The following is a 19,614-nucleotide window of genomic DNA, read 5'->3' as shown; positions in this document are numbered from 1 at the left end:
CCAAAAAAAAACCGGTTCAATAGAACCGGTGTTTTCGGCGTACCTGTAGTGCGTGGCACCGGCTTTAGCCGGGAAGAGATTATGACAGGCTATCGAGAGAGCCCGGCTGTACTAAGCCTTCCCGGCTAAAGCCGATCCCGCATTCTTTACGGCTGCAACTCGACTGCCCGTGCTGGCACACCACTGTGAAAGCGAAATTCCTCATCCGGGCTTTCGATCAGCTCGCGCTCGGCCTGACGAATTTCCTCGATCTTGGCGTCGACGTCAGCTTTCTCACCATAGGCATAGGCCAGTTTCAGGTAATCCTGAAAGTGTCGGGCTTCGGACTTGAGCAACCCGGCGTAGAACTTGCCCAGCTCCTCGTCCAGATGCGGTACCAGAGCGGCAAAGCGCTCGCAGGAGCGCGCCTCGACAATGGCCCCGACAATCAGTGCATCGGTCAGGCGGTAGGGGTTGTGATTGCGCACCCGCTTGCGCAAGGCGCCGGCATAACGGGCTGAACTGACGTTGGCCATGGGAATTTCGCGCTTGCGAATGATGCTCAGCACCTGTTCGAAATGACGCAGTTCTTCCCGGGCCAGACGCGACATCTTGCTCAGCAGATCGAACTTGTCGTTGTACTGGAACATGAACTGAAACGCCGCCCCGGCCGCCTTTTTCTCGTTGTTGGCATGGTCGATCAACAGGATGTCGAGGTTTTGCAGTGCCGCCTGGACCCAGCTGTCGGGAGTGCGGCACAGCAGGAAGGCTTCGATTTCAGGGATCGGGAACATGGCTTCACAAGTAAGGGTATGGGCAAGGCGCAGCATTATACGAGGGTCACGGCACAGGGCCAGTTTCTTTGCACTGGCGGGCGCTGATCTGGATCAACGTCACAGATGGACAGAGCCATCTATAGTGAAAGCACGCATCGCGATGTCAGACAGGAGAGCCCGTCATGCAATCCATCCACAGTCTGCTTGTAGTCCTTGAACCGACACTGGAGAAGGACGCCGACGAAAGCCTGGCGCTGGATCGTGCCTGTCTGATTGCCGGGGTCACCAATGCCCATCTGCATCTGTTGATCTGCGATAAAAAGTACGATCACAGCTCCGCCCTGCAACGGCTGCGTGACGACCTGCAGGCCGATGACTTCAGCGTCTCGACCGAGCAAAACTGGCATCACTCGGTGCACGAGACCATTATTCGCTCGCAACAGGCCGAAGGCTGTGGCCTGGTGATCAAGCAGCACTTTCCGGACAACCCGCTGAAAAAAGCCTTGCTGACGCCCGAAGACTGGAAACTGCTGCGCCAGTGCCCCGCGCCGGTACTGATGGTCAAGAGTGACAGGCCCTGGCACGGTGGCGTGGTACTGGCCGCCGTCGACGTCGGCAACAGCGACGAACAGCACAAACAACTGCATTTCGACATCGTTGATCATGGCTTCGACATCGCCAGCCTGGCCAAGGGTTCGCTGCATGTGGTCGCCGCCCATCCGTCTCCCATGCTGTCGGCGGCAGACCCGCTGTACCCGCCCACGCAGGACCTCGCCGCGAGCTATCGCGAACAGTGCCAGGCATTTCAGGACAAGTTCGAGATCGACGACGCCCACCTGCATATCGCCGAGGGTGCCGCCGACGTGCTGATTCCCTATACCGCTCATCAGCTCGATGCCGTGGTCACCGTCATCGGCACCGTGGCCCGCAGCGGCATCGCGGGCGCACTGATCGGCAATACCGCCGAAGTGGTGCTCGATTCGCTGGAAGGGGATGTGCTGGTGCTCAAGACCGATGAGTTTATCCGGCATCTGGAGGCTGAGCGCACAGCTCACTGAAAGCATTACGCTCCAACAGGGTTTGCGATTCAGGTGCCAATGGCATCGCGCAAAAAAGCCGGGGCGATATAGCGCTGATAATGCGCCTCTGACAGCAGGAAAAACTCGCGATCAATGGCATCGCGCAATTGCGGCAGCTCCCAGCTGCGGAATTCCGGCATCAGCACCAGACCATAGGCTTCCAGCTGGCTGATCATCCGCGCGCCACGGGCGATCAGCTGGTAGGCCCAGCAGTATTCGGACTGATGGGGCACGAAGCGAATCTGCCGCTGTTCCAGCTGCTGGCGCAGCTTTTGCGCGTCGAACACTTCCACCTTGGCGGTCATGACCTGCACCAGCAACTGTTCCAGACGCAGCCACACCGCCCTTTTTTCGTCCTCGTTGTAGCCGTTCCAGTGGATCACTTCGTGGTGGAAACGCTTGCAGCCACGACATACCAGATCCCCGTAAACAGTGGAGCAAAGGCCGACGCAGGGGGTTTTGATGGTTTGATTGGGCATGCTGAACCAAGGCAAGGCGGGAGAAACAAGCAGTCATCTTAGCCCTTTGTCTAAAGACGATCACCCCCGAAGATTCTTTAGCCAACTTACCTTTGGCAAAGATATGCCGTAGAATCACCGGGCCTTTTAAGGCGCAAATGTCCGTTGGAAGCTGTTTTCAAAGCGTCACGAGCACAGTCAAGTTAACCCAGCAGTTCCGGTTTGACGCAGGTTCGCCTGCGTCCCCTCCCCAAAACCGTGATGCAGGCGTAAAACTTTGAAAACAGCTTCTGTTGGAGATTGCCGCACCCTGGTAACCAGGCTCAAAAAGCCTTTAATACAGAGGGTATGGGCAATTTCTGGATGAGCGTCCCGGACACCCATTTGGGACCACTGATGAGGGTAATAACTGTGCTTGAAGCCTACCGTAAACACATCGAAGAGCGTGCCGCCCAGGGTATCGTGCCCCAGCCGCTTAACGCCGAACAAACAGCTGGCCTGATCGAGCTGCTGAAAAATCCTCCGGCTGGTGAAGAAGCTTTCCTTGTCGACCTGATCACCAACCGCGTTCCACCAGGAGTGGACGAAGCAGCCTATGTCAAGGCCGGCTTCCTCTCCGCACTCGCCAAAGGCGAAGCAACCTCCCCGCTGATCGACAAAAAGCGCGCTACTGAACTGTTGGGCACCATGCAAGGTGGCTACAACATCGTGACGCTGGTAGCCCTGCTGGACGACGCCGATCTGGCTCCGGTAGCCGCCGAACAACTCAAGCACACGCTGCTGATGTTCGATGCCTTCCACGACGTGGCTGAAAAAGCCAAGAACGGCAACGTTCACGCCAAGGGCGTCCTGCAATCCTGGGCCGACGGCGAGTGGTTCCAGAAGCGTCCGACCCTGGCCGACAAGATCAGCCTGCGCGTCTTCAAGGTCACCGGCGAAACCAACACCGACGACCTGTCCCCGGCACCTGATGCCTGGTCCCGTCCTGATATCCCGCTGCACGCCCTGGCCATGCTGAAAATGGCCCGTGACGGCATCGTTCCGGACGTCCAGGGCTCCATCGGCCCGATGAAGCAAATCGAGCAGATGCGCAACGACGGCTTCCCGATCGCCTACGTCGGTGACGTGGTCGGTACCGGTTCGTCGCGTAAATCGGCAACCAACTCGGTACTGTGGTTCTTCGGCGACGACGTTCCTTACGTGCCGAACAAGCGCGCCGGTGGCTTCTGCTTCGGCAGCAAGATCGCTCCAATCTTCTACAACACCATGGAAGATGCTGGCGCTCTGCCAATCGAATTCGACGTTTCCAAGCTGAACATGGGCGACGTGATCGACGTTTACCCGTATGAAGGCAAAGTCACCAAGCACGACAGCGACGAAGTCCTGGCCACCTTCGAAATGAAGACGCCGGTCCTGCTCGACGAAGTCCGCGCCGGTGGCCGTATTCCGCTGATCATCGGTCGCGGCCTGACCAGCAAGGCCCGTACCGAGCTGGGTCTGCCACCTTCGACCCTGTTCAAGCTGCCTGACGTACCGGCGGCCAGCACCAAGGGTTTCACCCTGGCGCAGAAAATGGTCGGCAAGGCATGCGGCGTGGAAGGCATCCGTCCGGGTACCTACTGCGAACCGAAGATGACTACCGTCGGCTCCCAGGACACCACAGGTCCAATGACCCGTGATGAACTGAAAGACCTGGCGTGCCTGGGCTTCTCCACCGATCTGGTCATGCAGTCCTTCTGCCACACCGCTGCTTATCCAAAGCCGATCGACGTCAAGACCCACCACACCCTGCCTGACTTCATCATGACCCGCGGCGGCGTATCCCTGCGTCCGGGCGACGGCATCATCCACAGCTGGCTGAACCGCATGCTGCTGCCGGACACCGTCGGTACCGGTGGTGACTCCCACACCCGTTTCCCGATCGGTATCTCCTTCCCGGCCGGTTCCGGTCTGGTTGCCTTCGCCGCTGCCACCGGCGTCATGCCGCTGGACATGCCGGAGTCGATCCTGGTCCGCTTCAAAGGCAAGCTGCAACCTGGCATCACCCTGCGTGACCTGGTTCATGCCATTCCTTACTACGCAATCCAGAAAGGCCTGCTGACCGTAGAGAAGAAAGGCAAGAAGAACGCCTTCTCCGGTCGCATCCTGGAGATCGAAGGTCTGGAAAACCTCAGCATCGAACAGGCTTTCGAACTGTCCGACGCCTCGGCCGAACGCTCCGCTGCCGGTTGCACCATCAAGCTGGCCAAAGAGCCGATCATCGAGTACCTGAACTCCAACATCACCCTGCTGCGCTGGATGATCGAACAGGGTTACGGTGATCCTCGCACCCTGGAGCGCCGTGCTCAGGCGATGGAAGCCTGGGTTGCCAACCCGCAGCTGCTGGAAGCCGACAAGGACGCCGAATACGCCGAAATCATCGAGATCGACCTGGCCGACGTCAAAGAGCCTGTGCTCTGCGCGCCGAACGACCCGGACGATGCCCGCCTGCTGTCCTCTGTACAAGGCGAGAAGATCGACGAAGTGTTCATCGGTTCCTGCATGACCAACATCGGCCACTTCCGCGCTGCGGGCAAGTTGCTGGATCAGGTCAAGGGTCAGTTGCCAACCCGTCTGTGGCTGTCGCCACCGACCAAGATGGACGCTCACCAGCTGACCGAAGAAGGCTACTACGGCATCTACGGCAAGGCTGGCGCGCGCATGGAAATGCCGGGCTGCTCGCTGTGCATGGGTAACCAGGCTCGCGTTGAACCGAACTCCACCGTGGTTTCGACTTCGACCCGTAACTTCCCCAACCGTCTGGGCGATGGTGCGAACGTCTACCTGGCCTCGGCCGAGCTGGCGTCCGTCGCTTCGATCCTGGGTCGCCTGCCGACCGTTGAGGAATACATGAGCTACGCCAATCAGATCGACACCATGGCAGCGGACGTGTACCGCTACCTGAGCTTCGATCAGATCGCCGAGTTCCGTGAAGCTGCTGCGAACGCCAATATCCCGGTCGTTCAAGCTTAATCACAGCTTCTCGCGTTAAAAGAACCCCGTCCTTGTGACGGGGTTTTTTATTGCCCCGCACCAACGATTCCGGGCAATCCATAAAAAAGCCCCGCATCTTTCGATACGGGGCTTCCAATTACAGCGTTAACACCTCAACCAATCAAACCACCGTCACCTGCCCGCTCATGGCCAGGTCCAGCAGTTCGCGGTTGGCTACCGCGTACATCGCGTAGTCGGTGCCGCTGGCGGCACGCAGCTCGACCAGCATGGCGCGCCAGCGATCGACCATTGCCTTGTGCTGTTCCAGCCACAGGTTCAGGCGCTCTTCGACATCGGCAGGGCCGTCGGGCATTTGCAGGACCGAAACGGTGATCGCCCGTTGTTGCCAGTCGATATCGTCGCGGAATGCTTCCCGCGCCAGCGCCTGCCAGTTGTTTTCCACCGGCAGGTTGCTGATCTGTTGCAGGTACCAGGTCACGTCCAGAGCGCTGCCCACGGCGAAGTAGACCTTGGCCACTTCAGCTGCATTTTGCCCTGTGACGTCCGAAGCCTCGATGATCGGCAGCAGGGTATAGAGGTGGGTGGTGCCCGCCACCATCCGCGCCAGCAGTTCAGGCACGCCGGCATCGACGTACTCCTGATAGCGGGTCTGCCAGACCTGGCGGGTCTCCCCTTCCAGCAGTTCGTCGAGTTTCAGACCCAGGGCCGCGATATGCGGACCGAAGTGAGCAACATCGCGACCGGCATCCAGTTCGTTACGACGGCTGCGCAGGAACCAGCGCGTGGCACGACGACCCAGGCGCATCAGCTCGTCCATCAACGCCAGCTGAATTTCAGCCGGGACGTTGTAGTCCAGCGCCTCGATCTGCCGGAACCAGTGCGGCAGGTGGAAGATATCGCGCACGATCACGTAGGCACCTGCGACGTTCGCTGCGCTCATGCCGGTCGACTCTTTGAGCCGCTGCACGAAGGTGATGCCCATGTGGTTGACCAGGTCGTTGGCGATCTGGGTGCTGACGATTTCACGCTTCAGACGGTGTTGACGCATGGCACTGCCGTATTTCGCGCCAAGGGACGGCGGGAAGGCGGTTTCCATGTCACGGGCCAGGTAATCGTCATCCGGCACACGGGAGTCGAGCAGCGCTTGCTGCAGTTCGATCTTGCTGTAGGAAATCAGCACCGACAGCTCAGGACGGGTCAGGCCCTTGCCTGCGGCGACGCGCTCGTTCAGTTGTTCGTCGTTGGGCAGGAACTCGATGGCGCGATCCAGCTTGCCACGGGCTTCCAGATCAGCGATCAGGCGCTTGTATTCGGCGATGCGCTCATAGGCACGACGGGCAGCCAGGGACAGGGCCTGGGTCTGCTTGTAGTTGTTGCCGAGCACCAGATTGCCCACTTCGTCGGTCATGCCTTCCATCAGCTGGTTGCGCTGCTTCTCGGTCATGTCGCCAGCCTGCACCACTTCGTTGAGCAGGATCTTGATGTTCACTTCGTGGTCGGAGCAGTCCACGCCACCGGCGTTGTCGATGAAGTCGGTGTTGGTCGCACCGCCCAGCAGGCCGAACTCGACGCGGCCGAGCTGGGTCATGCCCAGGTTGCCGCCCTCGCCCACCACCTTGCAGCGCAGCTCGTTACCGTTGACCCGCAGCGCATCGTTGGCCTTGTCGCCAACATCCGCATGGGTCTCGCTGCTGGCCTTGACGTAAGTGCCGATGCCGCCGTTCCACAGCAGATCCACCGGCGCCTTGAGCAGCGCGTGCATCAGTTCGGTCGGGGTCAGCTTGTCGGCGCTGATGTCGAAACGCTGCTTCATTTCCGGAGTAATGGCGATGCTCTTCGCACTGCGCGGAAAGATGCCGCCACCGGCCGACATGAGGCTGGTGTCGTAGTCGGTCCAGGCCGAACGCGGCAGGTCATACAGACGCTGACGCTCGGCGAAGCTGCTGGCCGGGTCCGGGTTCGGGTCGATGAAGATATGCAGGTGGTTGAAGGCTGCGACCATCTGCAGCTTGTCCGACATCAGCAGGCCGTTGCCGAACACATCGCCGGCCATATCGCCGATGCCGATCACGCTGATGCTGTCTTTCTGCACATTGATATTGCGTTCACGGAAGTGGCGCTGCACGCCGACCCAGGCGCCCTTGGCGGTGATGCCCATCTTCTTGTGGTCATAACCGGCCGAGCCGCCCGAGGCGAAGGCGTCGCCGAGCCAGAAGCCGTAGTCGATGGCAATGCCGTTGGCGATGTCGGAGAAGGTCGCGGTGCCCTTGTCGGCAGCCACTACCAGGTACGGGTCATCGTCGTCATGGCGCACAACGTTGACCGGCGGTACCAGTTCGCCTTCCTTGAGGTTATCGGTGATATCCAGCAGGCCGGAAATGAAGATGCGGTAGCAGGCGATCGCTTCTGCCTGGATCTCATCGCGACTGCCGGTGGTGGGCAGACGACGCGGCAGGAAGCCGCCCTTGGCGCCGACCGGCACGATGACCGAGTTCTTCACCTGCTGGGCTTTTACCAGGCCCAGCACTTCGGTACGGAAGTCTTCCTCGCGGTCCGACCAGCGCAGGCCGCCACGGGCAACGTTGCCGAAGCGCAGGTGCACGCCTTCGACACGCGGGCTGTAGACGAAGATTTCGAACTTCGGCACCGGTTTGGGCAGTTCCGGAATCAGTCGCGGGTTGAACTTGAAGCTGAAGTAGCTCTTGCTCTGGCCATTGGCGTCAGGCTGATAGAAGTTGGTCCGCACGGTGGCGCGGATCAGGTCCAGGTAACGACGCAGGATGCGGTCTTCGTTGAGGACCTGAACATCGTCCAGAGCGCTGAGGATCGCCTGTTCCAGACGCTGTTGCTTATCGTCCAGATCGTCGCTGCCCAGCTTGCGCGCCAGATAGAAACGGGTCTTGAACAGACGGGTCAGCTCGCGGGCGATATCGGTGTGGTTGTTCAGGGTACTGGCGATATAACCCAGGTCGAAGCCCAGGCGAATCTGCTTCAGGTAACGGGCATAGGCACGCAGCAGCGCAACATCGCGCCATGGCAGGCCGGCGGTGAGGACCAGACGGTTGAACGCATCGTTCTCGGCATCGCCGCGCACGATATGGACGAAAGCGTCCTGCAGGGTGTCGTTGAGTTGCTGGATATCCAGGTTCAGCCCTTCGCCATAGGTAAAGGCGAAGTCATGAATCCAGAACTCGCGGCCATTGCTGTGATGCAGGCGATAGGGGAATTCGCCCAGCACGCGCAGGCCGAGGTTTTCCAGGATCGGCAGCACGTCGGACAGCGCCAGCGGGGTGTCGGCGTGGTACAGCTTGCAGTGCAACTGTGCCTTGTCGCCGGACAATGGCTGGTAGAAGCTCATGACCAGCGGATTGGCGTCGTTCAGGCTGAGCAGGTGTTGCAGGTCGACCACCGCCGAGTGGGCGGCGAAACGCTCGCGATAACCTGCCGGGAAACCTTTGGGGAAATCTGCCAGCACGTTGGTGCCATGGGCTTCGCCGAAGCTTTCCACGACCAGGCTGGCGTAATCGTCCTTCCACGAACGGCAGGCCTGGATCACTTCGTTTTCCAGCTGCAGCGGGTCGATGTTCAGGGTGACCTTCGGGTCCACACGCAGGATCAGTTGCACACGGGCCAGTACCGACTCGGAGAAGAAGGTCCAGAACTCGCAGTCGCTGGCCTTGAGGCGCTCCATCAGCACCTGCTGGATCTTCTGCCGTACTTCGGTGGAATAGATATCGCGCGGCACATAGGCCAGGCAGTAGCAGAAACGCCCGTAGGGGTCCTTGCGCAGGAATACGCGAATCTTGTTGCGTTCCTGAATCTGCACGATGGACATCACGGTGTTGAACAGCTCGTCCACCGGAGTCTGGAACAGGTCGTCACGGGGCAATACTTCGACGACCTGGGCCAGCTCCTTGCCCAGGTGCGCCTTGGCGTCAAAGCCGGATCGGCGCTCGACTTCAGCGACCTTGCGACGAATGTACGGGATGACCCGCACGCTCTCGCCGTAGACAGACGAGGTGTAGAGGCCCATGAAGCGGCATTCCTTGAGCACCTTGCCGTCGGCATCGATCTGGCGGATCGACACGTAGTCAGGGTAGGCCGGACGATGCACGCGGCTCGGATGCGCAGCCTTGGCGAACGACAGCAGCATCGGCTCGTTGAGGTAGTTGACCGCATAGCCTTCTATATGCAGGTCTTCTTTGCTCAGACCGGCCCGCAGCAGCTTGGTCAGGCCAAGGAACGACGACTCGTCGTACACCAGTTGGCCGCCATCGGTTTCACCGCTGACGGTGAACTCTTCGTAACCGAGGAAAGTGAAATGGTTGTTGACCATCCATTGCAGGAAGGCCTTGATCTCGTCTTTCTCTTCGCCATCAACCTGATACGGGCTGTTGTCGATCCCCGCCAGCAGCTCATTGAGCTTGGCCTTCATTGGCTCGAAGTCTTCGACGGCAACCCGCACTTCGCTGAGCACCTGCTCCAGCTCCCGGGCCAGCACGTTCAACTCGCTGGCATTGGCGCAGCGGTCGATCTCCAGATACATCAGTGACTCTTGCTCGACGTCTGCACCGATAGTGCCCTTGGGCAGCACTTCGAGCAGCTCACCCTGACTGCCACGACGCACGCTCAGCACAGTGGTTTGCAGGGTATGGATGCTGTAGCCGCGGCGGTTGAGCTCGGTGCGAACCGAATCCACCAGGAATGGCAGGTCGTGATGCAGGACTTCAACGGCGGTGTGGGTCGATTGCCAGCCATGACGCTCGTAATCCGGGTTGTACACACGTACCTGTGGCTGTGCCGGATCGAAGCGCTCCAGCAGGCGCCAGGCCGAGAGCGTGCAGCCGACCAGGTCGGAGAGGCGACGTTGAGTCAGCTCATCGAGAGGCATGATGCCGAAGAATTGCTCAGCGAACAGCGCCACTTGTGGCAGTGCCTGTTCACTGATGTGCTGCGCCAGTGCTGCTTGCAGTTGATGCTGGAAGTCAGACTTGCTGGCTGCGGTGAAGAACGCCATCTGAGGTACTCCGCTTGTGCTTTTTTAGATAGGAAGCTTGAAGGAAGTGTTGCCTGCGCATGCTGCGCCTGGGTGAACGGGCAGAAGCGCAGCATAGGCCAAAGAACTAACGCTTGCCGCGAACGACTCGTCACATTCAAATCGCGAGATTGGCAACGAAAAAGCACACGCATTGACGCTACCGCTCATCTGCCTTCCAGCTTAACGACTGGACGCACGCGGTTGCTTGCCATGCTGCGACATATTCAGTCATCAGGCTGCAGATGGGCCGGGTTGAAGCGTTGCAGGGTGTTGCCGGGTGATCAGCCGGATTGGCAGGTGTTTTTTTGCGGGAGCCTCATTCCAATTCAGATCACTGTGTTTTACTTCAGGGCACCCGCTGACAATTTCCGGTTGTAACCCGCTAACCTGATAAAGCTTGCAGCGATTGGCCAACAAAAAATAATCAGGACAGGCAAAATTGCCTTTTTGCCTTGACCGTAAGCCAGAAGGAACCACGACCATGCACATGACCACCGACAGCTTCATTTTCAATCCCTGCGACGAGGAAGAAGATGACATGGCACTGGTCTGCTGCCACGGCAGCGACGGTGATCTGTTTCTGCTGGCGCGGTTTCCCGATGAAGATGAGGTCGACATCACCTTCCGTGACGACACCATTCACGTGGTCGACAACCTGAAAGTCACCCTCAAGCCCACACGGCTACTGGTGGAAATCGATGCCGGGGACGCCGAACCGCTGGGTGGCGATACCCGCTACGAGATCACCCACAGCACGCCCGCCGATGAACTGGCCGATCTGGATGAGACGTTGCGTCTTATCATTAAAGAGGTGGGCGAATACGTCAGCGAGATCGGTTGAGCAATTCCCACCACGTGCATACTTAGAGACCCGCCAGGGCTGCCGCCTCGCCAATCAGGCGCCAGGTGGTCGGATCCACCGGAATGCCATTGGCCAGGCGGGTAGCTGCGACACGTTGCTCTATTTCGCCGGGCAGCAGCACATCGCCCATGCCGGGACGCGGCGGCGATGCCTGGACATACGCCGCACCGGCCTCAAGCTCGGCCTGCCATTGGTCACAGCCGCCAAGGCGTGCGGGATCGATGAGAATCGACAGCATGTTGTTGATATAGACCCCCTCCTCCATCGAGCCCTCATGCAAGGTCCCGGCACCACTCAATGCTCCCGCCAGCACATCACAGACAAAGGCCAGCCCGGCGCCTTTGTGATCACCAAATGGCAGTAATGCGCCAATCGGCGAGCGATAGACCACCCCTGGGTCCAGGGTCGGTTCGCCGTATTCATCGATCAGGTAACCGGGCGGGACCTCGATGCCGCGGTTCATGGCAATACGCATTTTGCCCTGGGCTGCGCGACTGGTAGCAAAGTCCAGCACCAACGGCTGCTTGCCCTGGCGCGGCACGCCCACGGCGAAAGGATTGGTGTGCAGGCGAGCGTCGGCTCCGGCGTAAGGTGCCACGACCGGCGGGCCGTGCAGCACATTGACGAAATGCACCGAGACCAGGCCGGCTTCGGCACATTGCTCAGCCCAATGACCAATGCGACACAGATGATGGCTGTTGCGCAGGGCCATGATCAGCGAGCCACTCTCTTTGGCCCGTTCGATGCCCAAGGCCATGGCTTCGAAGCCCGCCGCCTGGCCGAAGCCCCGACCGGCATCCAGAGTCAACAGGCTGCCATTGTCCAACACCCTGCGCATCCGGGTATTGGGCCTGACCTTACCCTCGCGAACCATCCGAGCGTACAGCGGAATAAGGCTGATGCCATGGGAGTCATGACCGTACAGATTGGCCTTGACCAGGTGATCGGCCATCAACCCGGACTCCCGCGCATCAGAGCCCAGGGCCGTGAAGATTCTGCACACCCACGCATGGAGTTCATCTCGCGGGATGCGCAGGTCATCCACAGCACCATCGGGATCAAGCCTGATGCTCTGACTCATGCGGCGAGGACCCCGGCACTACGCAACTCGCCCATGGCTCGGTGCAGCCGCTCCACCGTGGCGGCGCTGGGCGCCTGCAAGGGGGACAGGACATCACCGCAGTCCTGATCGATCATTTTCATGGCCGCCTTGAGCGGCCCTGGATTGGCTTCGGCGAACAGGGCGTCGAGTAAAGGCAGAAGACGCCGCTGAGCGGCGATGCCCTCGTCCAGTCTACCGGCCTTGAACGTTTCGTAGAGTTTGAGCCAGTAATGCGGCAGCAAGGGCGAAGAAGCAAGAATACCGCCCCGTGCCCCCAATGCCGCATGGGCCGGATAGAGCAGGTCCTCGCCAGACAGCATCTGGAAATCCGCACTGGTCAGGTTCATGACCTGATTGAAGTGGGCCATGTCGGTATTACAGGCCTTCATGCCGAATATGGAGCCGTCCGTTTCCATGTCGGCGATGGTTTGCGCCTCCGTCACGATCCGGGTGCGGTAAGGCACGTCATAGAACAGGATCGGCACGTCCACTGCCTCGCGATAGGCGCGGAAATATTCGCGGATACCGCTCTGGGTGGGCGATACGTAGAACGGCGTCACTGCCAGCAGACCATCCGCACCGGCCGCCTTGAAAGCTTTGCCGGCCGCCACGGATTCGGCAAAACCGGGAGAAACCATACCGGCGATCACCGGGATGCGGCCGTCGACCACTTCGACGGTAATAGCCACGACGCGTTCACGATCCTGTGGCGACAGCGCCGTGTACTCACCCGTGCCGCCAATCGGTACCAGGCCATGCGCACCTGCCTCGATCAACATATGCAGCATTTTACGCAGGGCTTTTTCGTCGACACGACCGTCAGTGGTCATCGGGGTTGGAAACGGTGGCAGGATGCCGTGCAAATGAGGTACTGACATGGGAAAATTCCTTTCAAACAGGGATCAATTGGCCAGGCGCTTTTTATCGCGGCCACTGAGACGGTTGGCCAGCAACAGGACGACGGCGATAAGAGCCAACAGCAAGGTGGACACGGCGGCGAGCAGCGGATTGACCTGCAGGATCGCGCTGTCCCACATCTGTTTGGGCAACGTGGCCTGCATGCCGCCGCTGACAAACAGCGACAGGGTCAACTCGTCGAAAGAGGTCACGAAAGCGAACAGAAAAGCCGCCAGCAAACCGCCCTTGAGCAGCGGCAAGGTCACATGGCGCAAGGTGTGCCAGCGGTTGGCGCCCAGGCTCCAGGCCGCGTTGTCATAGCGCTGGTCATAGTTCTTCAGCACCGCCATCACACTGACCACCACATAGGGAACCGCCAGAATGGTGTGGCCCAGCACCAGGCCGGTAACGCTGCCAATCAGGGAAAGCTTGGAAAACAGGTAGAACAGCGCGACAGCGATCACGATGCGCGGCAGGATCAAGGGCGACAACAAAAACGCCAACACCAATGCGTTACCGCGCTTGAGCCCGCGCATCAGGCCAAAAGCGGCCGGAGTGCCAATGAGCATCGACAGCACGGCAGTCAACAAGGCCACCTGCACCGAGCGCAACGTGGCGGCGATCCAGGCCGGTGATTGCAGATAGGCGTCATACCATTGCAGGCTGAACCCCTTGGGCGGCCAGTCCAGCACCGGCGTTTGCGTGAACGAAATGGGCACCATGACGAACGCCGGGGCGACCAGGAAAAACAGAATCACAAGCACCACCAGCCACAGGAACCAGCGCCCGATGGGCCGTCTGCGACGCTCTGCCGAGTTGCCGGCCAACGGTGACAGCAGGCGAATCAGCAGGTCGCTGGCACGTCCAAGGCCGGCCAGCAGCACGCGCCCCAGACGCGAGAGAACGCCCAGGCGCCGAGGCTTGGCAGAGATTGCGGACCCGCCGGCCAGGGTCGACATGCCGAAGATCCGGTCATACACCACGAACACCACCAGCACCGCGACCAGCAGCAGCACCGACAAGGCGCCGGCGAATTCCCAGTTCAGCAGCTCCTGCACCTGTTGAATGATCAACTGCGGCAACATGATGTCCCTGGGGCTGCCCAGGAGCGCCGGGGTGATGAAAAAACCCAGAGCCGTGATGAACACCAGCAGGCCCCCGGCTGCGACCCCGGGCATGGACAAGGGAAAATAAATCCGCCAGAAGGTACTGCCCGGCGGCGCTCCCAGGGTCATGGAAGCCCGGGAGAGATTGGCGTCGATATTGTCGAGGACCGAGAGCATGGTGATCACACACAGCGGCATCAGCGCGTGCAGCATGCCGATCATCACCGCGCGGAAGTTGTACAGCAGCTCGGCCGGCGCGTCGGTCAGGCCAACGGCCTGCAACCACTGATTGAACAGACCGTTGCGCCCCAGCAGCACGATCCAGGCAAAGGTGCGGACCAGAAAGCTGGTCCAGAACGGCAACATCAACCAGAACATCAACCGGGCGCGGGTCCTGTTATGGGTGGTGGCGATCAGATAAGCCACCGGATAACCGAACAGGATGGCGAACAGCGTGGTCCAGCCCGCACATTGCAGGGTAATGACCAGCACCCGCCAATAAATATCCCGGGAGAACAAACGCTGATAGTTATAGAGGGATAACTCACCTTTGCGAATGACGCTCAGGCCGAGGAATTCCGCCACCGGGTAGACCATCAGCAGCACCAGAAACAGCAGCGCAGGCAGCACCATCATCCACGGCTTGATGCGAAAAGGCCGACGCATGGACGCGTTGGCCAGAGTAGTGTCGAGAGCGGCCTGAGTCATGCAGCCTCCTGCTTGGGCGTCACCGGCAGCAACACCGTATCCGACGGATGCCAGAGCACCCACACGGCCTGGCCCGGCTGGCTGGTCAGGCCTTGCTCAAAGGTCAGCCCGGCCACCATCAGGCTTGCACCGCCCGTCGTGGTGATCAACGAACGGGTCACGCCACCGGTGAAGATCACCTCGCTCAGAGTCCCCTGAATGGCGTTGAAGCCCGCCTCCGGCTCACTGGCCAGACGCATCCGTTCAGGGCGAACCATCCAGTTCAATGGACCGTTCTGGTTGCCCGGTGCTTGCAGCGAGCCGCCCAGCTCGACGCTGCTGATAGACACCAACGAATTGCTCTGGCTGACCGCAACACCGCTGAGGATGTTCGACTCGCCGAGGAAATCAGCGGCAAACACCGTGCGTGGGCGAAAATAGAGATCATTGGGCGTACCGATCTGCTCGATATGGCCGTGATTCATCAGGCACACCCTGTCCGACATGGTCAGGGTCTCTTGCTGATCATGGGTGACGTACAGGATGGTGGTGCCCAATTGCTTGTGCAGACGCTTGATCTCGATCTGCAACTGATCGCGCAGCTTCTTGTCCAGCGCCCCCAGTGGTTCATCCATCAGGATGATGCTGGGTTGGTAAACGATGCAACGCGCCAGGGCAACGCGTTGCTGCTGCCCGCCGGACAACTCGCGCGGGTAGCGCTGTGCTACATGCGGCAACTGGATCAATTCGAGAACGTCTTTGACCTGTTTGTCGATCTGCGCTACCGGGTGCTTGCGCATGCGCAGCGGAAAGGCAATGTTCTCGGCGATGGTCAGGTGCGGGAACAGGGCATAGCTTTGAAACACCATGCCGATATCACGCTCGTAAGGCGGCGCGTAGGTGGCCAGGCGGCCATCGATCCAGAGACTGCCGCCATCCGGTTCCATCAGCCCGGCAACCATCATCAACAGCGTGGTCTTGCCCGAGCCCGACGGGCCCAGCAGCGTGAGGAATTCGCCTTGGCGCAGTTCCAGACTGGTTTCCTTGAGGGCCACAAAGGAGCCGAAACGCTTGTGCACGCCATCGACCCGCAATTTTATAGAGGTTGCCATCGCGTCTCTCCCAAGGCTGATCAGCCCAGAATCCACTCATTGAAATGGTCCAGGGCTTCGCCTTTGTTCTTGGCCCAGTAATCGTTGTCGATACCGACACCCAACTTGATGTTGTCGGGATGAGTGGCAAGATCCCTGGCGCGTGCCGCAGGGATGTACTTGAACGCTTCGGGCTGGGTAGGACCGTTCATTACATATTCGGTGAGCTTGGCCTGGCGCTGCGGATCACAGGCAAAGGCAATGAACTGTCGGCAGATATCGGCTTTGGGCGTGCCCTTGAGAATCGCCCAGACATCGACACCCCAGATGTGCTGATTCCAGGAAATGGCCACCGGCGCACCGGCATCCCGTGCCGCCAGGATGCGTGCCACCCAGGTAGGCATCATGTCCACTTCGCCGCTGCTGAACATCTGTGTTGCCTGGGCGCCGGAGGTCCACCATGCCGAAATGTCGCCGCGAATCCTGTCCATGGACTTGAACGCGCGATCCAGGTCACAGGGGTAGAGATCCCCTGGCGCGACACCATCGGCCATCAGCGCCTGCTCGACACTGTCGAAGGGATATTTACGCAGGCCGCGACGGCCAGGGAAGTTTTTCACGTCCCAATAGTCCTTCCAGGACTGCGGGACTTTCTTGATTTTCTCGGTGTTGTAACCGATGGCGGTTGAGTAGATATCCGAACCGATGGCATAAGGCGTGCGGTAGTGCGAGGGGATAGTCTTGATGACGGGGTGATCGTCGAGCTTGTGGGGCTCAATCAGGTTGGCGGCAGCCAGCTGATTGATACTCGACAGGCTCATGGAACCACCGATATCCCAGGTGTAGTTACCGGTTTCCACCATGCTGCGAATTTCTGCTGTGGGCTCGGCTGCCGACGTGATACTCACCACCTCAATACCGGTTTCCTTTAGAAATGGATCGAAAAACGACTCCTTGAAACCCTTCGTCCAGGTTCCGCCCGGATCACGGACCATGATTCTTTTGCTTTCGGCCCGCGCAGAGCCGATGAAGTAAGGGGCCGCCGCCAGGCCGACTCCAGCGATGCCAACAGTCTTCAGAAAGTCTCGGCGAGAACCGCCAGCACTGCCTGCTGCTTTGCTCGTATCAGCCATCTTGCTTCCCCTATTGCGATAAAATTCTCCTATAGTGATAAAGGTAGCTTTTAGTAGATGCAACCGTTATTTTCGAGAAATGTTTAGGGCCGGGCAGGCTAATGAATTGCCCGACGGGTCAGGAATCTGGAGGATTTGCTTTGCAAAACAGCGAGTTTATTGATGCCGTGAGTGCCATCGTCCGGCCTGAAAATCTTTTTACCCAAGCCAGTGACCTCGACGCGTTCGTCAATGACTGGCGTGACCGCTATCAGGGCCGAGCCTGTGCAGTGGCAAGACCGGGGTCAACCGATGAGGTCATGGCGCTCATGCGCCTGTGCACCGAGCACGGCGTGCCGGTTGTTCCCCAGGGCGGCAATACCGGCCTGTGTGGCGCGGCCACTCCCGATGACTCGGGCAAGGCGCTGGTGCTGTGGCTGGGACGGATGAACCGGATTCGCGAACTCAATGAAGTGGATGGCTGTATCGTCGTCGAAGCGGGAGCGATCTTGCAGCATATTCAAGAGTTCACAGCCGAACAGGGCTACTTCTTCCCCATGAGCCTTGGCGCCGAAGGCAGTTGCCAGATTGGTGGCAACATCTCAACCAACGCAGGCGGCACAGCGGTGCTGCGTTATGGGCCAATGCGTGATCTGGTATTGGGCCTGGAAGTGGTTCTGCCGGATGGCACGCTGTGCAACTGGCTGACCCCCTTGCGAAAAAACACTACCGGGTACGACCTCAAGCATTTGTTTATTGGCGCCGAGGGCACCTTGGGTATTGTCACGGCAGCGTCCCTGAAGGTTTTTCCGGCCCCGCGCCAGCGTGAATCTGCCATGGTCAGCTTCGATCACATCGAATCGGCATTGAGCCTGCTGACACGCCTGCGCTCGCATCTGGGTGACCGCCTGCTGTCCTGCGAGGTGATCAACCGCGCACAGGTGCAAACAGTATTGACCCACATGCCAGGCCCGACCTGGCCGCTGTCTGCGGTACCGCCATGGGCGCTGATCATTGAGGTCACCGAGACCCTCGACAGCTACAACCTGCGTGACGCCCTGGAACAATTGCTCGGTCAGGCCCTGGAAGATGGGATAATCGACGATGCGGTGCTGGCTTCTTCAAGCGCCCAGCAGGAAGCGCTGTGGAGTGTTCGTCACAATGTTTCCGAAGCCAACAAACGTGCCGGCTACGGCGTAACCCACGACACCGCAGTGCCTCTCAGCAGCCAGGGCATCTTCGTGGGTAACGTCGAACGACGCCTGGGTGAGGAGTTTCCGGACGGCCAGATGTTGATCGTCGGGCATATCGGCGACGGCAACCTGCATGTCATTCACATGCTCGATGCGGCGCACTACCCAGGCGACGCCCTCAAGCAGGCCGCAGCCCGCATCAACCGCATCGTCGACGAAGAAACCCTGGCCCTGGGAGGCGCGATCAGCGCAGAACACGGCATAGGCCAGAGCAACAAGGCACGACTCAAACACAGCAAAGGCGATGCACAAATTGCCTTGATGAAGAGGGTAAAAGCGGCATTCGATCCTGAATGCCGGATGAACCCCGGAAAGATCCTGGACTGACCCACTTACACACTCAGGTACTGCTGCCCCATGGACATAGATCTTGATATTGCTCGGTCACAGGCTGACTACAGCGAAATGACGGTCGACAAACCCGCTATCGACATCGGAGCGAGGTTGAACAACCTGCGCAGGGAGCGCCGATGGACACTGGTAGAGACCAGTAAACATACGGGGCTGTCGCTGTCGGCCCTGTCAAAGATCGAACGCAACGAACTGTCGCCGACCCTCATGAGTCTTGGCAAGATCGCCGGTGGCTTCGGGATAGACGTAGTCACCCTGTTGTCGGACGAGGACACCCCGGCTTCCCTGGGACGGCGCAGCGTCAACCGCCACTCCCATGGCCTGGTCTCCAGCACCGGGACATGCGAAAACATCTGGTTTGCCGCCGACCTCAAGCACAAGCGCATGTTGCCCCTCAAGACCCGGGTAACGGCAAAGGTGCCGGGTGAATATGCCGAGTGGCCGGTTCATGCAGGGGAAATCTTCGTCTACGTGCTGTCCGGGCGACTGGTAGTGCACTCCCAACTCTATGCCCCGGTTTACCTGGACCCGGGTGACAGTCTGTATTACGACTCAAGCTCCGGACACAAATGGACCACCGAAGGCGAGACCGACGCTGAAGTGCTCTGGGTGTATGCAGGCTAGGTTCGATCCAGCGGCCATCACGAAGCATCAAACCCTGCGGGAGCGATCTGATTGGCAAGGATTCGCGACCGCATTGCACCTGGCTTTAAACCCGCCTTGTAGGATACTTCCTTAAAACGTGTAGCCTTGCCCTTAGATTTGAACAAAAAACCCCGTACCCGTTAGTCGGCACCCCCCTGGATGGATTAAAGTATCGCCCCCAGCT

General features: G+C 59.6%; 13 protein-coding genes. 5 read left to right on the top strand and 8 right to left on the bottom strand.

Annotated elements, in window-relative coordinates:
- Positions 1-146: 146 nt before the first annotated feature.
- Positions 147-773 (bottom strand): tRNA-(ms[2]io[6]A)-hydroxylase, encoded by a 627-nt coding sequence (locus ACCD02_RS17470; RefSeq protein ID WP_413304257.1) that lies wholly within the window; start codon positions 771-773, stop codon positions 147-149.
- A 164-nt stretch (positions 774-937) separates the two neighbouring features.
- Here ACCD02_RS17470 and ACCD02_RS17465 point away from each other — a divergent pair, with 164 nt between their 5' ends.
- Positions 938-1,813 (top strand): universal stress protein, encoded by an 876-nt coding sequence (locus tag ACCD02_RS17465; protein WP_413304254.1) that lies wholly within the window; start codon positions 938-940, stop codon positions 1,811-1,813.
- Positions 1,814-1,842: 29 nt separating this feature from the next.
- Here ACCD02_RS17465 and ACCD02_RS17460 read toward each other — a convergent pair whose 3' ends face one another.
- Positions 1,843-2,313 (bottom strand): DUF1289 domain-containing protein, encoded by a 471-nt coding sequence (locus ACCD02_RS17460; RefSeq protein WP_413304251.1) that lies wholly within the window; start codon positions 2,311-2,313, stop codon positions 1,843-1,845.
- Between the two features lie 390 nt (positions 2,314-2,703).
- Here ACCD02_RS17460 and acnB point away from each other — a divergent pair, with 390 nt between their 5' ends.
- The gene (gene acnB / locus ACCD02_RS17455) at positions 2,704-5,304 is read left to right on the top strand and encodes a bifunctional aconitate hydratase 2/2-methylisocitrate dehydratase (protein ID WP_413304440.1); all 2,601 of its coding nucleotides are present in this window, start codon (positions 2,704-2,706) and stop codon (positions 5,302-5,304) included.
- 142 nt (positions 5,305-5,446) lie between these two features.
- On the opposite strand, the gene ACCD02_RS17450 is transcribed toward acnB, so the two are convergent.
- Positions 5,447-10,303, bottom strand: a complete 4,857-nt coding sequence (locus ACCD02_RS17450; RefSeq protein ID WP_413304249.1) for an NAD-glutamate dehydrogenase — start codon at positions 10,301-10,303, stop codon at positions 5,447-5,449.
- 502 nt (positions 10,304-10,805) lie between these two features.
- Here ACCD02_RS17450 and ACCD02_RS17445 point away from each other — a divergent pair.
- Positions 10,806-11,165 carry a hypothetical protein gene (locus ACCD02_RS17445; RefSeq protein ID WP_413304246.1) on the top strand — a complete coding sequence of 120 codons (360 nt, stop codon included), beginning with the start codon at positions 10,806-10,808 and terminating at the stop codon, positions 11,163-11,165.
- Positions 11,166-11,187: 22 nt separating this feature from the next.
- On the opposite strand, the gene ACCD02_RS17440 is transcribed toward ACCD02_RS17445, so the two are convergent.
- From ACCD02_RS17440 to ACCD02_RS17420, 5 genes are read right to left on the bottom strand one after another with little or no spacing between them, the layout of a single operon-like run.
- Entirely contained in the window at positions 11,188-12,267 is a 1,080-nt protein-coding gene (locus ACCD02_RS17440) for a malate/lactate/ureidoglycolate dehydrogenase (RefSeq protein ID WP_413304244.1), read from the bottom strand.
- Positions 12,264-13,166, bottom strand: coding sequence for a 4-hydroxy-tetrahydrodipicolinate synthase (dapA, locus tag ACCD02_RS17435; protein WP_413304241.1), 903 nt, complete (start codon positions 13,164-13,166; stop codon positions 12,264-12,266). The genes ACCD02_RS17440 and dapA overlap by 4 nt, the downstream gene beginning before the upstream one ends.
- A 24-nt stretch (positions 13,167-13,190) precedes the next feature.
- The gene (locus ACCD02_RS17430; RefSeq protein WP_413304238.1) at positions 13,191-14,999 is read right to left on the bottom strand and encodes an ABC transporter permease subunit; all 1,809 of its coding nucleotides are present in this window, start codon (positions 14,997-14,999) and stop codon (positions 13,191-13,193) included.
- The gene (locus ACCD02_RS17425) at positions 14,996-16,090 is read right to left on the bottom strand and encodes an ABC transporter ATP-binding protein (protein ID WP_413304236.1); all 1,095 of its coding nucleotides are present in this window, start codon (positions 16,088-16,090) and stop codon (positions 14,996-14,998) included. The genes ACCD02_RS17430 and ACCD02_RS17425 overlap by 4 nt, the downstream gene beginning before the upstream one ends.
- 20 nt (positions 16,091-16,110) lie before the next feature.
- Positions 16,111-17,202 carry an extracellular solute-binding protein gene (locus ACCD02_RS17420; protein WP_413304233.1) on the bottom strand — a complete coding sequence of 364 codons (1,092 nt, stop codon included), beginning with the start codon at positions 17,200-17,202 and terminating at the stop codon, positions 16,111-16,113.
- Positions 17,203-17,342: 140 nt separating this feature from the next.
- On the opposite strand from ACCD02_RS17420, the gene ACCD02_RS17415 reads away from it, so the two are divergent.
- Together ACCD02_RS17415 and ACCD02_RS17410 are read left to right on the top strand one after the other, a co-directional pair.
- A complete protein-coding gene (locus tag ACCD02_RS17415; protein WP_413304230.1) occupies positions 17,343-18,761 on the top strand; it encodes an FAD-binding oxidoreductase in 1,419 nt (472 codons plus the stop codon).
- Between the two features lie 30 nt (positions 18,762-18,791).
- Complete coding sequence (locus tag ACCD02_RS17410; RefSeq protein ID WP_413304228.1) at positions 18,792-19,409, top strand: helix-turn-helix domain-containing protein; 618 nt, start codon at positions 18,792-18,794, stop codon at positions 19,407-19,409.
- The last annotated feature ends 205 nt before the right edge of the window (positions 19,410-19,614 follow it).

Source organism: Pseudomonas sp. Pseusp88, from assembly GCF_047303955.1.
Taxonomy (GTDB): Bacteria; Pseudomonadota; Gammaproteobacteria; order Pseudomonadales; family Pseudomonadaceae; genus Aquipseudomonas.
Note: the sequence above shows the minus strand (reverse complement) of the source record. Positions and strands in the feature narration are given on the sequence as shown.